Genomic DNA, 14,202 nt, shown 5'->3' on the forward strand with positions numbered 1-14,202 from the left:
CTCAAGCGGCGCGAACCGGCCGGACCTCTCGGTTATCGCACGAGCCGACCTTCGGACGCAAGCGGATCAGTCGACCGGACGTACCCGGTCAACTAATTACCGGCCGAATTCCGATGAGAGCCTTCGGATTTAGTCGTCCGGACTCAGCGGGTTCCCCACTGGTACGACTGCTTGCGCAGCTTCAGGTACATCAACGTCTCCGCGGTCCGCACGCCGACCAGCGTGCGGATGCGGTTGGAGATCAGATCCAGCAGTGCGTCGTCGTCGGCGCAGACCACCTCGCACAGCACGTCGAACCGCCCGGCGCACAGCACCACGTAGTCGATCTCCGCCATCTCCGCGAGGGCGTCGGCCACCGGTTCGAGCGGGCCGTCGACGGTGATCGCCACCATGGCCTGCCGCAAAAGCCCTACCTGCAAGGGATCCGACACCGCGACGATCTGGATCACGCCTGAATCCGACAGCCGCTGCACCCGCTGGCGCACCGCGGCTTCCGACAGCCCGACGGCCTTGCCGATGGTCGCGTACGCACGGCGGCCGTCTTCCTGCAGCTGCGCGATGATCTTCTTCGAGATGTCGTCGATCACCGGCGGCGCGGGGCGCGGGTGGCTCGGTTCCTGGCTGGTCACCCCCGGGATCATCCCCGACCCGCCCGACGCCCGGCAAGCCAGCGAATCCGTGACTGAAAGCGACTGTCCACAGTGCGCCAGGCGACGGATTTAGTCGTCTTGGTGACGTTGACAACACCGAATCAGTGCTGTTCCATCCGTCGAAACATTCCGCCGCCGACGGAGGGACCGCGCGAAAATGCCCCCTGATCAGGCTCTTGCCGACCCGACCTCAGCCACCGCCGGAACTTCCCGCACGCTGACGCGGTCGATCGGCGTCACCGGCGGCACGCTGCTCACGCTGAGCTGCGTGACACCCGCGTCTTCCTTGTTCGTGCTCGTTCCCCCGCTGTTCGCCGACCTCGGCACCGGCACGGCGCTGGCCATCGCGCTGGCCGTGCTGCTGTGCGTGGGCATCGCGTTCTGCTATTCCGAGCTCGGCACGCTCGTGCCCAGCGCCGGCGGCGAGTACGCCATGGTCACCACGGTGCTCAATCGCTTCGCCGGCTGGATCACGTTCGTGCTGTCGTTCATCGTGATCCTGGTCGTGCCCCCGATCATCGCGATCGGCGTGGCCGACTACCTGGCCCCGATCGTGCACCTCGACCCGTCGGTGGCCGGCGCGGCGGTGATGCTGGCCTCGACCGTGATGGGCTTGGCGAACCTGCGCTCCAACGCGTGGATCACCGGCGTTTTCCTGGCCATCGAGCTCATCGCCGTGGTGGTGGTGTCGGTGCTCGGCTTCGCGCACGCCGAGCGCTCGCCGGCCGTGCTGGTGCGCCCGAGCCTCGACGGTGTGAGCGGGGTCGGGCTCGTGACGGTGATCGCCGGCCTCGCCGTCGCCCTCTTTGTGGTGCAAGGGTTTTCCACGGCCGTGTACCTCGCCGAGGAAATGCGCGAACCCCACCGCACGGTGTCACGCACCGTGTTGTGGACGCTCGGCATCAGCGCGCTGGTGATCCTCGTGCCGGTCGTCGCCATCACGCTCGCGGACACCGGCCCGCTCGGCGACGTGGACCTCACGGCGCTGGTGGTGAGCTGGAGCGGCTCGACGCTCGGCACGATCATCAGCCTCTGCATCGCCGCCGCGATCGTGAACGCGGTGATCGTGATGGTGATCCAGAACTCGCGCGTGCTCTACGCCTCGGGCCGCGACCGCGCCTGGCCCGACCCGGTGAACCGCGCGCTGAGCGTGGTCGGCCAACGCTTCGGCTCACCGTGGGTCGCGACGCTCGTGGTCGGCCTGTCCGAGGCGGTGCTGTGTTTCGTGCCGGTCGAGACGCTCAGCGGGGTGACCGGTGTGGCCGTGGTCGCCCTGTACCTGGCCATCGCGCTCGCCGCGTTCGGTTCCCGCCGGCCGGCCCACCGCGGCTCGCACGTGTGGCGGATGCCCGGCTGGCCCGTGATCCCGGTGGTCGTGGTGCTGGCGCTGGGGTACGTGCTCGTGGAACAGACCGCGCTCGACCTCGGCATCACGGCTGCGGTGCTGGTGGTTTCGGCGTTGTACTGGCTGTTCTACCTGCGGCGGCGGCCGGATCGCTGGCTGGTGACGGTGCCGGGCAGCTGAACCGGTGCGTCGGAAGAATCAGGGACGGGGAAGTGCCGGCGCGGAGAACTCAGCGCAGGGCTTCGGAGACGGTGCGGCACGAGTCCGGCACGGGGTCCAGCTCGTGGATCAGGCACGCGGCCTCGTAGGTGAGGTTCTGGAACAGCGCGCGCTGCTCAGGGGTGAGTCCGCCGAGCACGGCTTCCTCCACGGCGGCGACCTGGCGTTCGGCCTCGGCCAGCGCTTCGCGGCCCTGGGCTGTGGCGACGATGCGGCGCACGCGGCGGTCTTCCGGCGAGGGTTTGCGTTCGACGAGACCCGCGTCCACGAGCTCGTCGATCAGGTAGGTCATCACGGTGCGGTCGATGCCGAGGTGCGCGGCGAGCGCGGCCTGCGTGGGGATGTCGGCGTGGACCACGGCGCCGAGCACCTGGAAGCCGCGCGGTCCTTGGGGCAGGCCGGCGAGGACGTGGTCGACCTCGCCGTTCCAGCGGCGCAGCACCGTGCCCAGTGCCCAGCCCAGGTTGCCGGCCGGCCGTGGTCCGGGCCCGTGTGTCGCCATGCTTTCGAGATTACCTCCCGCGCTCAGGCGGCGAGCGCGGCCGGCGTGCCGAGCGACACGGCGACGCGGGCGATGAACTCGGCGTTGGACTTCGTGGTGCGCACCTGCTCGAGGAACTGCTCGGTGGCGCGCTTGGGGTCCTGGCCGGACAGCGCGCGGCGGACCTCGTTCATGACCTGGAGCTCGGCGGCGGGCACGAGCAGCTCGTCGCGGCGGGTGCCGGAGCCGAACAGCTCCACGGCGGGGAACACGCGGTGGTCGGCGAGCACGCGGTCGAGGCGCAGCTCGGAGTTGCCGGTGCTCTTGAGCTCTTCGAAGAACACAGTGTCGGCGAGCGAGCCGGTGCCGACGAGCGCCGTGGCGATGATCGTGAGGGAACCGCCTTCCTCGATGTTGCGCGCGGCGCCGAGGATCCGCTTCATCGGGTGCAGCGCACCGGCGTCGACACCACCCGAGAGGACGCGACCCGACGGGCGGGCGGCGAGGTTGTAGGCACGGCCGAGGCGGGTGAGGGAATCGAGCAGCAGCACGACGTCGCGGCCGCTTTCCACGAGCCGCTTGGCGCGTTCGACGGCCAGCTCGGCCACGGCGACGTGCTCGGCGGGCTTGCGGTCGAACGTGGAGGACACGACCTCACCGCGCACCGAGCGCTCGATGTCGGTGACCTCCTCGGGCCGCTCGTCGGCGAGCAGCACCATGAGGTGCACGTCGGGGTGGTTCTCGGCGACGCCTTGCGCGATCGCCTGCAGCACCGAGGTCTTGCCGGTGCGGGGCGGCGCCACGATCAGCGCGCGCTGCCCCTTCCCGATCGGCGCGACGAGGTCGAGCACGCGGGTGGTGAGCTGGTGGCGGGTGGTTTCGAGCGCCAGCCGCTCGTCGGGGTGCACCGGGGTGAGCTGCTCGAACTCCGGGCGGCGCTGCGCCGGCGGCGCACCGTTGACGGACAGGACCTGCTCGCCGTCGACGACGATTTCGTCGCCGCGGCGCAGGTTGTACTTGCGGATGAGTCCGAAGGGGACGGACGGGCCGCCGGGCTCGTAGCCGAGGCTGGCGGTCTTGCCGTGGATGTCGAGAATTCCTTGGTATGACATGGTTTTGCTCCTAAACAGGGTGAGGGTCGCGATGAACGGACCCCAAGATGACCGAACGGGACTTCGAACCGGGCGGGATGTACAAGCCGCGGTGGTGAAGAAGTGTTCGAGAGAGGGAAACTCCTCCGGGCGGCGAGGCCGACTTCCATGAGGATCACGGTGAGCATAGCGCAGAGGCGCTCTGAACCACAAGCGCGACCACAATCTTGACCGCAAGCATGACCGCGAACGGCTATCATCGGGACGACACCGGAGGGGGATCGTTCGCATGCACGCACTGCTGCAGCTCGTGTTCCCCGCCGCGCACCTCTTCGACCAGGGTGGCCCGGCCGCGCTCCTCGCGTTCGCGTCCGTGGTGGCCGCGAGCCTGATCGTGGTGCTCGCCGTCGGCAACGCCAACCGCGGTGAGCTGGCCGCCTGGGCCGTGCCGGTCCGCGCCCGCCGCACCGCGCTGAACCAGCGCTCCCGTCGCGCCGCCTTCCTACGGCTGCGCGATCCCGGCGCACCGGGCCGAAGCCGGCCCCGAGCACCCGGTTCCTCCTCGCCGGCTGCGTGACGTTCGCCTGATCCGACGGATCTGTCCGATGAGGACAGTCCCTCGGTCGTGGCACCACGCCGTCGGCCTCGGCGCCGGTTCAACCCCATCCGCCCCACTGCGGCATTCAATACTGCGGCGTTCAATACTGCGGCCTTCGATGCGCTCAACGCATCCAACGCCGGATTGGGCGTACTCAACGCGCCCAACACCACAGTGGAGTGGTCGGAGCAGTGGGGGCGAGTGAGCGTCGAGTCGTGTTGGTGTCCTGAACCGACTTCTCCCTTGGGAGTTCCGTCATGCTCGAATTCCTCGACGTGCCCGTCGCCGGCGCGTACCACCTCGTCCACTGGCTCGCCGACGCGACCGAACCGGTCACCGGCTCACTGGCGGCGGCCGCCGCGATCGTGGTGTTCACCGTGGCCGTGCGGCTGCTGCTCGTGCCGTTCGCCCGGGCCGCCGCCCGCGGTCAGCAGGCCCGCACCGCGCTGGCGCCCGAAATCCGCAAACTGCAGGAAAAACACGGCAAGAACCGCGAAAAGCTGGCTTCGGAGATGGCGAAGCTGCAGCAGGAGTCGGGCACCTCGATCTTCGTGGGATGCCTGCCGATGCTCGTGCAGCTGCCGTTCTTCTGGGTGATGTACCACCTCTTCAGCACGGCCGTGATCGCCGGCGCGCCCAACGCCTTGCTCGGCAGCACGCTCTTCGGCGTCGCGCTCGGCGCCCACGGCCTCGCGGCTGCCCCGGTGGTTCTCGTGGTGGCCGGCCTGCTCGCCGTGGTGGCCTGGCTCTCGATCCGCTGGCAGGACCGCCAACGCGACCTGACCGCGCCCGGCGCTCGATTCCTGCGCCTCCTGCCCTATGGAACAGTCGCGGTCACCGCTTTTGTTCCCCTGGCCGCTTCGCTGTACCTGCTGACGACCACGACGTGGACCGTCGTCGAGCGGATGGTGCTCAACCGGTAGGTCCGGCAACCGCGGGCAAGCCGGGTCAGTCGGCGAGGGCCAGGTAGGCCTCGCCGGCTGCGAGCACCTTGCGCCCGTCGAGGTCGCCCGACATCTTCGGGGCCACGAAGTCGGTGGTCCACGGGGTCGTCTGGAACCGCAGCGGCGGGTTCTCCTGCGTGAGCAGGTCCAGGATCTGCTCACCGACCTCCTCGGCGGGCTGCATCGCGCTCGCGCCGGCGCCGGCGATGATCCGCGACAGCAGCTCCCACGGTTGCGGGTACGGGCTGTCGTCGAGGTGCTCGTTGGGCAGCAGTCGGTCGAACCGGTGGGCCGCGACGAGGTCGGTGGCGACCGGACCGGGCTCGACCATCGTGGTCTTCACGCCGTACCGGGCCACCACCGGCGCGAGCGACTCCACCGCGCCCTCCAGCGCGAACTTCGACGCCGCGTACGCGTCGTTGTAGGGCGCGCCGACGAGACCGTTGGCGCTGGTGGTCACGATCAGCCGGCCCCGGCTCGCCCGCAGGTGCGGCAGCGCGGCCTTGATCACGGCGAGGTTGCCGAAGAAGTTGCGCTCCATCACGTACCGGTAGCCGTCCATGGTGATCTGCTCGGCGGTGCCGAGCGTGTAGATCCCGCCGGCCTGCGACACGACCGCGTCGAGGCGCCCGTGCGCCTCGGCCACGTCGGCGACGAGCGCGGCGACGGCCGGGTGGTCGGTGATCTCCAGGAAGCGGACGTCCAGCTCCGTGCCGCGGTCGGCGGCGTCCTTCTCCAGCCGCGCCATCCGGTTCGCGTCCCGCCCCGTGGCGACCACGGTGTAGCCCGCCGCGGCCGCGCCGAGCGCGACGGCCCGTCCCATGCCGGACGTGGCTCCGGTGACGATCAGGACCTTGCTGTTCCCCTTGTTCACGGCCATCCCTCCACTTATCGCACACCTTGTGCGTTAAGAACGGTAGCCGCGAGCCGGGAATCCGTCAACGCACACCGTGTGCGTTACAGTGGAGGACGTGGAAACCACCCCGTTCCGGCGCGCGCGCTCGGCCGAGCACAAGGCGCGGCGCGCGCAGGATCTGGTCGAAGCCGCGCGCGAGCTCGCGCTCGAACACGGCGTGAAGTCGGTGACGCTGACCGCGGTGGCACAGCGCGCCGGAGTGCACCATTCGGCGGTCCGCCGCTACTTCGATTCCCATCGCGACGTGCTGTTGCGGCTGGCCGCGCAGGGCTGGGACCGATGGGCGGACGAGGTCGTGGCGGAGCTTCACGAGCGGCAGGTCTCCTCCGCCGAGCTGGCCGGCCTGCTCACCGCGGCGCTGGCCCGCGATCCACTGCTGTGCGATCTGCTGGCGAACGTGCCGCTCCACCTGGAGCACGACGTCGAGGTGGCGCGGGTGGTGGAGTTCAAGCACACGAGCGGCGCCGCGATCGCGCGCATGCGGACGGCGATCGAGGCCGCCGCCCCGGGGCTGGGCGAGGCGGCCGCTCTCGACGTGATCACGGCGACCAGCGCCCTGGCCGCGACGTTGTGGCAGGCCACCCACCCCGGTGCCGCGCTGGCCACCGCCCTGGAATCCGATCCCGGCCTGAGTTATCTCGCGGTCGGCGACTTCGAGCCGACGCTCGTGCGACTGCTCACCGCCACCATCGCCGGGCTCACCCGCTGAGCGATTCGGTCAACCCCGCCGAAGACCCGGCGGCAGCCGCAGATCCGTGACCGTGCCGTCGGCCGCCACGGTCACGTCGAGCGTGCCGCCGGCCAGCGGCAGGCCCGTCACCTTCAGAGCGCCGACCGGGCTCGGGCGCGGTGGGTCCAGCGTCACGACGCCGGCGGGGACATCGACGCGCAGGCCCAGGAAGGTGACCAGCAGCGTCACCGCCGAGGCAGCGGCCCAGGCCTGCGGGCGGCACGACGCGGGATACGGCAGCGGTGCGGACACGTCGGCCGAGCCGTAGCCCGAGAACAGTTCCGGCAGCCGATTGTCGAAAGCCCCTGCCGCGGCGACGAGTTGCCGGCCCAGGGAAGCGGCGTGCGACGACTGGCCCGAAAGGTGCAGACCGCGCACGACCACCGCCGTGTCGTGGGGCCAGACGGAGCCACAGTGGTAGCTGAGCGGCGAAAAGCCGCCGTTCGTGGAGGACATGGTGCGCAGGCCGAAGCCGGCGGACAGCGCCGGACCGAGCAGCAGGTCGCCGATCGACGAGCTTTCCGCCGGGTCCAGCAGGCCGGTGCCCAGGAGGTGGCCGATGTTGCTCGTGAGCGAGTCGACGGGTTGTTTGGCGCCGTCCAGAGCCAGGGCCGGGTAGTGACCGTCCGAAGTGGACACCCAGAAGCGCGAGCGGAAGCGGGTGCGCAAGGTTTCGGCCCAGTCGAGCAGGCCGTCGGTCGGTTCGCCCAGCGCCGCCAGCAGTTCGGCAGCTCGCACGGCGGCCTCGTACTGGTAGCCCTGCACCTCGGCGAGGGCGACGGGCGGCTTGGCGATCGTGCCGTCGGCGAAGCGCACGGCGTCGCCCGAGTCCTTCCAGCCCTGGTTGGCCAGGCCGCGGCCGCTTTCGTCGAGGTATTCGGCGAAGCCGTCGCCATCGGTGTCGGAGAGGCCGGTGATCCAGAACAACGCGGCGCGCAGGTTCGGCAGCAACGCGCGCACCTCGGCTTCGGGCAGACCCCAGCGCCAGGCGTCGTACAGCAGGCCGACCCACAGCGCGGTGGCGTCGACCGTGCCGTAGTAGCGCGCGGGCAGCGACATGCCGTGCACCTCGAAGCCGGTGCGGCGGCGTTCGTGCAGGATCTTGCCCGGCGCCTCGCCGGTCGCCGGGTCGTGGTGCTCACCCTGGGCCCGCGCGAGCGTGCGCAGGGTGCCGCCGGCCAGTTGGAGCGACAGCGGCAACGCCAGGCGCGCCGCCCACAGGCTGTCGCGGCCGAAGAGCGTGAAGAACCACGGCGCGCCGGCGCCCGCAAACACGTCGGCCGGGTGCTCGCGTTCGGCGAGCAGCAACGCGTCGAGGTCGTCGAGCGAGCGGTCGAGCAAGGCCGTGAACCGCCGGTCGTCGGCCTCTACCACCGGCTTCGGCAGCCGTGCGGCGGAGCCCGGCACGAAGGGTGCCTCCGGGTCGGTGGCGGTGAGCGTCCAGTGCAGTTCCACGCGGTCTTCCACCCGCACCCGCCACTTCACCAGCACGCGTCCACCGTCCACAGTGGTCCCGCCATCGGTGGCGACCACCGCGCCGACCAGGCCCTGCGACCACCGCACCCCACCGTCCACGCGCACCGGCACCAGCGGTGAGGACGACTCACCCGACTTGATCACCTCGATCGACGCGAAGTCCGCCGCCAGCACCAGCTCGACCACGCACTCCACCGCCTCGGCGGCCGACGACACCAGTTCGAGCTCCTCGGTCACCCCGCTCGCCGTGACGCGACGGTGGCGGCGCAGCCACACCGTCGGATCCGGGCCGGGGTCACCGAGGTGGCGCAGCAGCCCGGTGAAGGTGCCGCGGTCGGCCGCCGGCTCCTCGAACCCGATCGGCACGGGCTCGTGGCCGTCGACGGTCACCACCGCTTCGCTCACGAGCCGCAGGTCACCGTGCAGCAGGCCCTGCGTGCCGTTGCCGCGGATCTGGCCGTCGCGACCGGAGAGGACGACGGTCGGGGCCCGCAGGGCGATCGCGAGGTCGTGGAGCAGGGGCTGCATGGAAACGTCCTCCGGTGGGTCGGCTGTCCCTCGATTGGATCGATCAAACCGGGTTCGTGTCAAGTTCGATTGAAGTCTTGACAGGTCAGCGGCCAACGATCAGAGTAGCCGCCAGATTGAACGTTCAAATCGCCATGACCACGGACAGCAGGAGGTGCGAGATGGCTCAGCGGGCCACGCTGAACTCGGTCGCGGAAGCCGCCGCCGTCTCGCGCCAGACCGTGTCGAACGTGATCAACTCGCCGGAGCTCGTGAGCCCGGACACCCGCGAACGCGTGCTCGAGGCCATCGACCGCCTCGGTTACCGCCCGTCCACCGCGGCGCGCCAGCTGCGCACCGCGCGTTCGCAGATCATCGGCCTGCGCATCGCGCCGGTCGGCAACGGCGTGAGCGGCGTGGTCCTCGACCAGTTCCTGCACTCGCTCACGGCCACGGCCGAGGAGTACGACCACCGGATCATGCTCTTCACCGCCGCCGACGACGAAGCCGAGACGCGCGCGTACGCCGATCTCATCGCCTCGGTCGGCGTCGACGGGTTCGTGCTCACCCACACCCACCACGACGACCTGCGCACGCGCTGGCTCAAGGAGCGCGAGCTGCCGTTCGTGACCTTCGGCCGGCCGTGGGGCGCGGAGAACACGCACGGCTGGGTCGACGTCGACGGCGCCCGCGGCACTCGCCTCGCCACGGAACACCTGGCTCGCCAAGGCCACCGCCGCATCGCGTTCGTCGGCTGGCCCGCCGGGTCGGAGACCGGTGACGACCGGCGCGCCGGCTGGGAAGCCGGGCTGGCCGCCGCGGGACTCGCCGATCGACCGCAGATCCCGGTGTTCGACGGCGTGGAAGGCGGCCGCTCGGCCGCGGCCCGGCTGCTCGACGAACCCGTGGCGCCCACCGCGTTCGTGTGTGCCAGCGACTCCCTCGCGCTCGGCGTGGTCGGCGAACTGCGCGAGCGCGGCCTGCGCCCCGGCGCCGACGCGTCGGTGATCGGCTTCGACGACACCCCCACCGCCGCCGTACTCGGCCTGAGCTCCGTCGCCCAGCCGATCGCCGAGGTCGCCGCCGAATGCGTGCGCCAGCTGCGCGCGACGCTGCGCGGCACCGCCGGCGCCGAACCCACCTCGACCCTGCTCGCCCCGAGGCTCGTGCTGCGCACGACCTGAATCCCCACCTGCACGATCAAGGAGGATCGATGCGCCACCCCGGTCTTTTCCCCCTCCCGCTCCCCCGACCCATCACCGCTGTAGCCGCCGCCGGCCTGTTGCTCACCCTCACCGCGTGCGGCAGCGGTTTCGACGACTCGACGGCGCCCGCGACCCAGCAGTCCGGGCCCGCCCAGCTCAAGCTGATGATCGCCTCCAGCGGCGGCGCCGAGCTCACGGCGGTGCAGGACGCCACCGCGAAGTGGGCGGCCGGGTCCGCCGGCTCGAAGGTGCAGGTGATCGCCGCCAACGACCTGCCGCAGCAGCTGAGCCAGGGCTTCGCGGCCGGCAGCCCGCCCGACGTGTTCGCCGTGGACGCCACGAAGTTCCAGGGCTACGCCGACGAAATGCTCCCGTACGGCGACTCGGTGTCCTACAAGGACGATCTCTACCCGACCCTGCGCACCACGTTCACCAAGGACGGCAAGCTCTACTGCGTCCCCAAGGACTTCTCCACGCTGGCGCTGGCGATCAACACCGACCAGTGGGCCGCCGCGGGCCTCACCGACAAGGACATCCCGAAGAACTGGGACCAGCTCAAGGCCGCGGCGCAGAAGCTCACCACCGGCGGGCACACCGGGCTCGTGTTCAACGACACCCGCGACCGCGTCGGCGCGTTCCTCGTGCAGGCCGGCGGCTGGCCGCTCGACGCCGACCAGAAGAAGGCCACCGCCGACACCCCGCAGAACCTGCAAGGGCTCACGTACGTGCGGGACCTGCTCGCCTCCGGCGTCGCCAAGTACCCGAAGCAGATCGGCGCGGGTGACTCCGGCGAGGCGTTCGGTCTCGGCAAGGCCGCGATGAGCGTCGACGGCAACTGGATGGTCGGCGGGATGACCAAGGACTACCCGAACGTCAAGTACCAGGTGGTGCCGCTGCCGGCCGGTCCGGCGGGCGCGGGCACGCTGTCGTTCACGCAGTGCTGGGGCATCGCGGCCAAGAGCAAGTTCCAGGACCAGGCCAAGCAGCTCGTCGACGCGTTGATGCAGCCGCAGCAGGAGCTCGCGTTCGCCAAGACGTTCGGCGTGATGCCCTCGCGCCAGTCGGCTCGCGCGCAGTACCAGCAACAGTTCCCGCAGCAGGCGGCGTTCCTGGCCGGCGCCGACTCGGCCCACGGGCCGGTGACACTCACCAAGATGGACCCGGTCCTCACCGACTTCGACGCCCAGATCCAGCAGCTGCCCGGCGCGGACCCGAAGCACATCCTGCAGCAGCTGCAGACCAACACCACCGCCGCGCTCGGTCAGTGAGGCCCCGGTCATGACCACGGTGCTCACCACGCCCGCCACCCCCGCCGCGCCACCATCCCCGGCGCGGCGGGGCGCGGGCCCGAGCCGCCGCGAAGGCCGGGTGGGCTGGTTGTTCCTCGCGCCGACGCTGGTGGTGCTGGCCCTGTTCTTCGTGCTGCCGATCGTGATGGCGCTGTGGGTGAGTGTGAGCGACTGGACCGGCAACGGCAGCCCGTTCTCCTCGCGGGTGCACTTCGTCGGCGGTGACAACTACTCCGCGCTGCTCGCCGAACCCGGCCTCACGCAACGCAACTTCGCCACCAGCATCCGCAACAACGGCTACTTCGTGCTGTTCGTGGTGCCGCTGCAGACCGCACTCGCGCTGTTCCTCGCCATCGTGCTGAACCAGCGCCGGCTCAAGGGCAAGCAGTTCTTCCGCACGGCGTTCTACTTCCCCACCGTGACCAGCTCCGTCGCGATCTCGGTGGTGTTCCTGTTCCTGTTCTCCAGCAGCGGCACGGTGAACGCCGCGCTGAAGCTGTTCGGCATCAACGGGCCGAGCTGGTTCGCCGACCCGCGCGGGCTCTTCCAGATCATCCTCAACGGACTCGGCGTGCCGCAGAACCCGCCGGCCCTGACCGCCCACGGATTCCTCGGACTGTCCTGGTGGGACTGGCTCTCCGGCCCGAGCGTGGCGATGTGCTCGATCATCGTGCTCGTGATCTGGACGACCACGGGCGGGTTCATGCTGATGTTCTACGCGGCGCTGCAGAACCTGCCGCCGGGCATCGACGAGGCCGCGGTGATCGACGGCGCCAACGCGTGGCAGCGCTTCTGGCGCGTGACCCTGCCGCAGCTGCGGCCCACGTTGTTCCTCGTGCTCACCCTCGGCCTCATCGGCACCTGGCAGGTCTTCGACCAGATTTACGTGCTCAGCCGCGGCGCCCCCGCCAACACCACACTCACGCCCGCCTACCTCTCCTACTCGACGTCGTTCATCGGCAAGCAGTGGGGCCAGGGCTCGGCCATCGCGTTCCTGCTGTTCGTGGTGATCGTGGTGCTCACGCTGGTGCAGCGGTGGCTGCTGCGCGAAAAGGACGGACGGAGGAGCCGGCGGTGAAGCGACGCGGATACCTGCGCTGGGTCGGCCTCGGCGTGCTGCTGCTGGTCGCCGTGGCCTACATCTACCCGTTCCTGATCCAGCTGGCCACGGCGTTCAAGACCGACGCGGACGCCACGGCCCACCCGCTCACCCCCTGGCCGCACGAGTGGTCCGTGGCGGTGTTCGCCACGCTCGCCCAGCAGGACTTCCCGCGCTGGGCACTGAACTCGATCTTCATCTCGGTGACGATCACCATCGGCCGGGTCGTGTTCAACTCGATGGCCGGCTACGCGCTGGCCCGGCTGCGCTTCCGCGGCCGCGGCGCGGTGTTCGGCGCGATCGTGGCGATCCTCGCCGTGCCGAGCGTCGTGCTGCTGATCCCGAAGTTCCTGGTGCTCAACCAGTTCGGCATGTACGACACCTACGCGGCGATGATCATCCCGCTGCTGGCCGACGCGTCGGGCGTGTTCATCATGAAGCAGTTCTTCGAAAGCGTGCCGCTCAGCGTCGAAGAAGCCGCGCGCATCGACGGCGCCGGGCCGCTGCGCACGTTCTGGTCCGTGGTGCTGCCGATGTCGAAGCCGGCGCTCATCACCATGACGATCCTGGCGTTCCAGGGTTCGTGGAACGAGCTGCCGCACTACATCGTGTCGCGCCAGGACCCGGCGCTGAACACGCTCACCACCGGCGTCGCCTCGCTCGTGTCCGGCGAGCTCGGGCAGGGCAACCAGTTCCCGCTCAAGCTCGCCGCCGCGCTGCTGATGACGGTGCCGGTGGCGATCGTGTACTTCGTGTTCTCGAAGCGCTTCACGCGAGGCACGTACGAGGGTGTCGACAAGTAGCCAAGGCCCGGAAAATCAAGGCCCAAGAAATCAAGGCATGGTCCACGGCTGCTGCGGCAGCACGTGCCCCGTTTCCAGCAACGACTTGAGGTTCGCCAGCACGGCGGGCCAGCCGCGGCCGACGTCGCGCTTGGCCTGCTCGTCGGGCAGGTCCTCGTGGGTCACGGTGAGTCGCACGATCGCGTCGTACTGCTCGATGTCGAAGGTCGCGCGCGACGGCGGGACCTCGGGGTTGCCCACGTCGTACCAGCTGGTGACGAGCCGCTTCGGCGGCACGGCTTCGAGCACGTCGCCGTACACGTCGGCGACGCCGGAGCCGTCGAGGCGCACGTGCTCCCAGCGGGAGCCGACCTGCCAGTCGGATTCGTTGCGGTGGCCCCAGAACTGCCCGGTCAGCTCGGCGCTGGTGAGCGCCTCCCACACCTTGTCGGGCGTGCTCTCGATGTAGGTGACGTAGACGTAGCTCGGTTTGTCGGTCATGGCTTCCTCTGCTCGGCGTTTGACGGCGCTCAGCGCGCGCAGCCGGGGGCGTTCGAACTTGTCCACCCAGCGTTCCTGCATCTCGTGCAACGGCACCGGATTGAGGTAGTGCAGCTTCTCCCGGCCGCGGCGCACCGTGCTGACCAGGTTCGCCGCTTCGAGGAGCGACAGGTGCTGCGTCACCGTCTGGCGCGTCATGTCCAGGCGCGCGCACAGCTCGGTCAGCGTCTGTCCGTTGTCCTCGTGCAGATGGTCCAGCAGGTGGCGCCTGGTCGGGTCGGCCAGCGCCTTGAACACCTTGTCCAAAAACATCCCGTCCAGTCCCTCTTGCACACCCTAAGTTAGGCAGTCATCTGACTGCATGTCAAG

At 70.0% G+C, this 14,202-nt stretch carries 14 protein-coding genes; 8 read left to right on the forward strand and 6 right to left on the reverse strand.

The annotated features are described in order from the left end of the window. Positions 1-143: 143 nt before the first annotated feature. Entirely contained in the window at positions 144-641 is a 498-nt protein-coding gene (locus VSH64_RS27075) for an Lrp/AsnC family transcriptional regulator (protein ID WP_326565523.1), read from the reverse strand. Positions 642-807: 166 nt separating this feature from the next. Here VSH64_RS27075 and VSH64_RS27080 point away from each other — a divergent pair, with 166 nt between their 5' ends. Further along, complete coding sequence (locus tag VSH64_RS27080) at positions 808-2,175, forward strand: APC family permease (RefSeq protein WP_326565524.1); 1,368 nt, start codon at positions 808-810, stop codon at positions 2,173-2,175. Between the two features lie 49 nt (positions 2,176-2,224). On the opposite strand, the gene VSH64_RS27085 is transcribed toward VSH64_RS27080, so the two are convergent. Both VSH64_RS27085 and rho read right to left on the reverse strand, forming a co-directional pair. Continuing rightward, complete coding sequence (locus VSH64_RS27085) at positions 2,225-2,716, reverse strand: MarR family winged helix-turn-helix transcriptional regulator (protein WP_326565525.1); 492 nt, start codon at positions 2,714-2,716, stop codon at positions 2,225-2,227. A gap of 23 nt (positions 2,717-2,739) precedes the next feature. Next, positions 2,740-3,807 carry a transcription termination factor Rho gene (rho, locus tag VSH64_RS27090; protein ID WP_326565526.1) on the reverse strand — a complete coding sequence of 356 codons (1,068 nt, stop codon included), beginning with the start codon at positions 3,805-3,807 and terminating at the stop codon, positions 2,740-2,742. A 268-nt stretch (positions 3,808-4,075) separates the two neighbouring features. Between rho and VSH64_RS27095 the strand changes: the two genes are divergently transcribed. Together VSH64_RS27095 and VSH64_RS27100 are read left to right on the forward strand one after the other, a co-directional pair. After that, the gene (locus tag VSH64_RS27095; RefSeq protein ID WP_326565527.1) at positions 4,076-4,363 is read left to right on the forward strand and encodes a DUF6412 domain-containing protein; all 288 of its coding nucleotides are present in this window, start codon (positions 4,076-4,078) and stop codon (positions 4,361-4,363) included. Between the two features lie 278 nt (positions 4,364-4,641). After that, positions 4,642-5,307 carry a YidC/Oxa1 family membrane protein insertase gene (locus tag VSH64_RS27100; RefSeq protein ID WP_326565528.1) on the forward strand — a complete coding sequence of 222 codons (666 nt, stop codon included), beginning with the start codon at positions 4,642-4,644 and terminating at the stop codon, positions 5,305-5,307. A gap of 25 nt (positions 5,308-5,332) precedes the next feature. Here VSH64_RS27100 and VSH64_RS27105 read toward each other — a convergent pair whose 3' ends face one another. After that, on the reverse strand, positions 5,333-6,202 hold the full coding sequence (locus VSH64_RS27105) for an SDR family NAD(P)-dependent oxidoreductase (RefSeq protein WP_326565529.1): 870 nt from the start codon (positions 6,200-6,202) through the stop codon (positions 5,333-5,335). A gap of 97 nt (positions 6,203-6,299) precedes the next feature. Between VSH64_RS27105 and VSH64_RS27110 the strand changes: the two genes are divergently transcribed. Further along, positions 6,300-6,953, forward strand: a complete 654-nt coding sequence (locus VSH64_RS27110) for a TetR family transcriptional regulator (RefSeq protein ID WP_326565530.1) — start codon at positions 6,300-6,302, stop codon at positions 6,951-6,953. A gap of 9 nt (positions 6,954-6,962) precedes the next feature. On the opposite strand, the gene VSH64_RS27115 is transcribed toward VSH64_RS27110, so the two are convergent. Next, positions 6,963-8,978 (reverse strand): glycogen debranching N-terminal domain-containing protein, encoded by a 2,016-nt coding sequence (locus VSH64_RS27115; RefSeq protein ID WP_326565531.1) that lies wholly within the window; start codon positions 8,976-8,978, stop codon positions 6,963-6,965. Positions 8,979-9,139: 161 nt separating this feature from the next. Here VSH64_RS27115 and VSH64_RS27120 point away from each other — a divergent pair, with 161 nt between their 5' ends. The 4 genes from VSH64_RS27120 to VSH64_RS27135 are packed head-to-tail and all read left to right on the forward strand — an operon-like array spanning position 9,140 to position 13,353. After that, the gene (locus VSH64_RS27120) at positions 9,140-10,141 is read left to right on the forward strand and encodes a LacI family DNA-binding transcriptional regulator (RefSeq protein ID WP_326565532.1); all 1,002 of its coding nucleotides are present in this window, start codon (positions 9,140-9,142) and stop codon (positions 10,139-10,141) included. A 29-nt stretch (positions 10,142-10,170) separates the two neighbouring features. Beyond that, entirely contained in the window at positions 10,171-11,430 is a 1,260-nt protein-coding gene (locus VSH64_RS27125) for a sugar ABC transporter substrate-binding protein (RefSeq protein WP_326565533.1), read from the forward strand. A gap of 10 nt (positions 11,431-11,440) precedes the next feature. Beyond that, a complete protein-coding gene (locus VSH64_RS27130) occupies positions 11,441-12,529 on the forward strand; it encodes a carbohydrate ABC transporter permease (protein WP_326565534.1) in 1,089 nt (362 codons plus the stop codon). After that, complete coding sequence (locus VSH64_RS27135) at positions 12,526-13,353, forward strand: carbohydrate ABC transporter permease (RefSeq protein ID WP_326565535.1); 828 nt, start codon at positions 12,526-12,528, stop codon at positions 13,351-13,353. The genes VSH64_RS27130 and VSH64_RS27135 overlap by 4 nt, the downstream gene beginning before the upstream one ends. Positions 13,354-13,383: 30 nt before the next feature. On the opposite strand, the gene VSH64_RS27140 is transcribed toward VSH64_RS27135, so the two are convergent. Continuing rightward, positions 13,384-14,145: an ArsR/SmtB family transcription factor gene (locus VSH64_RS27140; RefSeq protein WP_326565536.1), complete on the reverse strand. Its 762-nt coding sequence runs from the start codon at positions 14,143-14,145 to the stop codon at positions 13,384-13,386. Positions 14,146-14,202 lie beyond the last annotated feature (57 nt).

Source organism: Amycolatopsis rhabdoformis, assembly GCF_035918295.1.
Classification (GTDB): Bacteria; Actinomycetota; Actinomycetes; order Mycobacteriales; family Pseudonocardiaceae; genus Amycolatopsis; species Amycolatopsis rhabdoformis.

Excerpts from the sequence above, each read along its gene's own strand:
- VSH64_RS27115 (WP_326565531.1), bottom strand. The coding sequence starts at position 8,978 with ATGCAGCCCCTGCTCCACGACCTCGCGATCGCCCTGCGGGCCCCGACC.
- VSH64_RS27130 (WP_326565534.1), top strand. The coding sequence starts at position 11,441 with ATGACCACGGTGCTCACCACGCCCGCCACCCCCGCCGCGCCACCATCC.
- VSH64_RS27140 (WP_326565536.1), bottom strand. The coding sequence starts at position 14,145 with ATGTTTTTGGACAAGGTGTTCAAGGCGCTGGCCGACCCGACCAGGCGC.
- VSH64_RS27100 (WP_326565528.1), top strand. The coding sequence starts at position 4,642 with ATGCTCGAATTCCTCGACGTGCCCGTCGCCGGCGCGTACCACCTCGTC.
- VSH64_RS27095 (WP_326565527.1), top strand. The coding sequence starts at position 4,076 with ATGCACGCACTGCTGCAGCTCGTGTTCCCCGCCGCGCACCTCTTCGAC.
- VSH64_RS27085 (WP_326565525.1), bottom strand. The coding sequence starts at position 2,716 with ATGGCGACACACGGGCCCGGACCACGGCCGGCCGGCAACCTGGGCTGG.
- rho (WP_326565526.1), bottom strand. The coding sequence starts at position 3,807 with ATGTCATACCAAGGAATTCTCGACATCCACGGCAAGACCGCCAGCCTC.
- VSH64_RS27075 (WP_326565523.1), bottom strand. The coding sequence starts at position 641 with ATGATCCCGGGGGTGACCAGCCAGGAACCGAGCCACCCGCGCCCCGCG.
- VSH64_RS27125 (WP_326565533.1), top strand. The coding sequence starts at position 10,171 with ATGCGCCACCCCGGTCTTTTCCCCCTCCCGCTCCCCCGACCCATCACC.
- VSH64_RS27120 (WP_326565532.1), top strand. The coding sequence starts at position 9,140 with ATGGCTCAGCGGGCCACGCTGAACTCGGTCGCGGAAGCCGCCGCCGTC.
- VSH64_RS27080 (WP_326565524.1), top strand. The coding sequence starts at position 808 with ATGCCCCCTGATCAGGCTCTTGCCGACCCGACCTCAGCCACCGCCGGA.